Consider the following 3,047-nt stretch of genomic DNA (forward strand, 5'->3'; position numbering starts at 1 on the left):
GGCTGGTCGCCGACCACGGGCTCGTCGTCGTGGGGGTCACCGGGTCGTCGGGCAAGACCAGCACCAAGGACCTCATCGGCGCCGTACTGTCGGCGGCCGGCACGGTCGTCGCACCCCCGGGCTCGTTCAACAACGAGATCGGCCACCCGTGGACCGCGCTGCGCGCGGACGAGGACACCGATTTCCTCGTCCTCGAGCTCAGCGCCCGCGCACCCGGCAACATCCGCGAGCTCGCGGCCCTCGCGCCCCCGCGCGTCGGGGTGGTCCTCAACGTCGGCACCGCGCACCTGGGCGAGTTCGGTTCGCGAGAAGTCATCGCCGCCACCAAGGGTGAGCTCGTCGAGGCGCTGCCGGACGCCGCGCACGGCGGGGTCGCCGTCCTCAACGCCGACGACGACCGGGTCGCCGCCATGGCCGGCCGGACCTCCGCCGAGGTCGTCACGGTGGGGCTGGGTGGGTCCGCGGACGTCCGTGCGGAGCGGGTGAGGCTCGACGACGAGGTGCGCGCCTCGTTCACGTTGGTCACCCCGCGGGGTGAGGCGGAGGTCGCGCTCCGGGTGCACGGCGAACACCAGGTGGGCAACGCCCTGTCGGCGGCCGCGGTGGGCCTCGCATGCGGGATGGACGTCGAGCGGATCGCGGCGGCGCTGGGTACCGCCGAGGCCGCCTCCGAGCGGCGGATGGACGTGCGCGTCACGGCCGACGGGATCACCGTCATCAACGACTCCTACAACGCCAACCCCGATTCGATGCGGGCGGCGCTGAAGTCCCTGGCCGTCATGGCCCGGTCGGGCGGCGGCCGTCCGCGCCGGACGTGGGCCGTGCTGGGGGAGATGGCGGAGCTCGGCGAGGACGCGGTGATAGAGCACGACCTCATCGGACGCTTCCTCGTCCGGCTGGACGTGTCCCAGCTGGTGGTCGTGGGACTGGGCAGGCCCCAGCGCGCGATGTTCCAGGGCGCGATCCAGGAGGGGTCGTGGGGATCCGAGGCGGAGCACGTCGCCACCGCCGAGGAGGCCGTGGAGATCCTGGACTCGAGGCTCGAGCCGGGCGACATCGTCCTGGTCAAGGCCTCGGCGGCCGTCGGCCTGTGGAGTGTCGCGGAGCGCGTGCTCGCGGCGCGCGGTGAGGAGAAGTAGTCAATGACCCAGATCATGGTCGCCGGCATCGTCGGCTTCGTCGTGAGCATCTTCCTCACACCAGTGCTGATCATCTACTTCCGCCGCCAGGGCTACGGGCAGGAGATCCGGCTCGAGGGCCCGCAGTCCCACATGGGCAAGCGGGGCACGCCCAACATGGGCGGTCTCGCGATCCTCGCCGCCGTGTGGCTCGGCTACATCGTCGCCGGGCTGATCGGACAGTTCACCGTGGGCGGCGGCGGGTTCACCGCCTCCGGCCTGCTCATCCTCGGCCTGGCGACGGCGCTGGCCGTGGTCGGCATGATCGACGACGGACTCAAGGTCTTCAAGCGCCACAACAAGGGCCTGGGCATTCTGTCCAAGACCGCCGGCCAGGTCCTCGCGGCCCTCGCGTTCGGCATCCTCGTGCTGCAGTTCCGCAACAACGACGGGCTCACCCCGGCCAGCACGTCATTGAGCTACGTGCGGGACTTCGTCGCGGTGAGCTTCCCCGTCGTCGTCTTCCTCGTCTTCATCGTCGTCCTCGTCTACGGCTGGTCCAACGCCGTCAACTTCACCGACGGCCTGGACGGCCTCGCCGCCGGGTCCATGGCGATGGTGATGGGCACCTACGTGGTGTTCACCTTCTGGCAGTTCCGCTACTCCTGCTTCTCCACCGCGGAGGGCGTCGATCTGTCCGGCTGCTACCAGGTCCGTGACCCCCTCGACATCGCGGTGGTCTGTTCGGCGGCGCTCGGCGCCTGCCTGGGCTTCCTGTGGTGGAACGCGGCCCCCGCGAAGATCTTCATGGGGGACACCGGGTCGATGTTCCTCGGCGGCGTCGTGGCGGGCGTGTCCGTCGTGTCGCGGACCGAGCTGCTCATGGTCGTCGTGGGCGCGGTGTTCGTCATCGAGTTCGTCTCGGTGCTCATCCAGGTGGCCGCGTTCCGCACCACCGGCCGACGCCCGTTCCGCATGACGCCGATCCACCACCACTTCGAGAACGGCGGGTGGGCCGAGACGACGGTGACGATCCGTTTCTGGCTACTGGTGGCCATCTCCTGTGGCCTGGCGATCGCGCTGTTCTACGGCGACTGGCTCGCGAGCTCGGTGGGGTGAGCGGGATGACCGAGACGACCCACTCAGCCGGCGCGGCCGCCGCGCGGGATCTCGACGTACGCGAGCTCGGCGGCGCGCGCGTGCTCGTCCTGGGAGCGGGAGTGTCCGGACCGGGCGCGGTGCGCATCCTCGACGCGCTGGGAGCCGAGCCCGTGGTCGCCGACTCGCGACCCGAGGCGATCGCGCGCCTGCGGGAGGCGCTGCCGGACGGTGTCGCGTGCGAGGGCGTCGACCTCGACCGCGCCGCCGAGCTGCTTGCCGTCGGCGACGGGCGGAGCTCCGTGGGGCTGGTCGTGACCAGCCCCGGGTGGCGTCCGGACTCCCCGTTGTTGGTCGCCGCAGTCGAGTCGGGGGTGCCGGTGTGGGGAGACGTGGAGCTGGCGTGGCGCGCCGACGCCGCCGAGTTGTTCGGCCCCCGCCGCACGTGGCTCGCGGTGACCGGTACCAACGGAAAGACCACCACCACCTCGATGCTCGAGGCGATCTGCCTCGAGGCGGGCATGGCGGCGCGCGCGTGCGGGAACATCGGGCTGCCGGTGACCGACGTGCTGCTGGCCGAGCCGCGCGTGGAGGTGCTCGCGGCCGAACTGTCGAGTTTCCAGCTGCACTGGGCGCCGAGCTGCCGGCCGGACGTGGGCGTGGTCCTCAACGTCGCCGAGGACCATCTCGACTGGCACGGGTCCATGGAGGCGTACGCCGCGGCCAAGGCGCAGGTCCTGACCGGCCGGGTGGCCGTGGCCGGTGCCGACGACGAGATCGCCGCGCGCCTGCTCGCCGACGCGCCCGCCGCGACGCGTATCGGGGTGCGCA

At 71.6% G+C, this 3,047-nt stretch carries 3 protein-coding genes; all 3 read left to right on the forward strand.

The annotated features are described in order from the left end of the window. A partial coding sequence (gene murF, locus HMPREF3086_RS02760; protein WP_246830871.1) for a UDP-N-acetylmuramoyl-tripeptide--D-alanyl-D-alanine ligase occupies window positions 1-1,139 on the forward strand: 1,139 nt, incomplete at its 5' end. A 3-nt stretch (window positions 1,140-1,142) separates the two neighbouring features. After that, on the forward strand, window positions 1,143-2,237 hold the full coding sequence (mraY, locus tag HMPREF3086_RS02765; protein ID WP_061913777.1) for a phospho-N-acetylmuramoyl-pentapeptide-transferase: 1,095 nt from the start codon (window positions 1,143-1,145) through the stop codon (window positions 2,235-2,237). Between the two features lie 5 nt (window positions 2,238-2,242). Continuing rightward, window positions 2,243-3,047 (forward strand): Mur ligase family protein (locus tag HMPREF3086_RS02770; RefSeq protein WP_246830872.1); only part of this gene is annotated, 805 nt, incomplete at its 3' end.

It is taken from the genome of Dietzia sp. HMSC21D01 (assembly GCF_001815995.1).
Lineage (GTDB): Bacteria > Actinomycetota > Actinomycetes > Mycobacteriales > Mycobacteriaceae > Dietzia > Dietzia cinnamea.

Excerpts from the sequence above, each read along its gene's own strand:
- mraY (WP_061913777.1), top strand. The coding sequence starts at position 1,143 with ATGACCCAGATCATGGTCGCCGGCATCGTCGGCTTCGTCGTGAGCATC.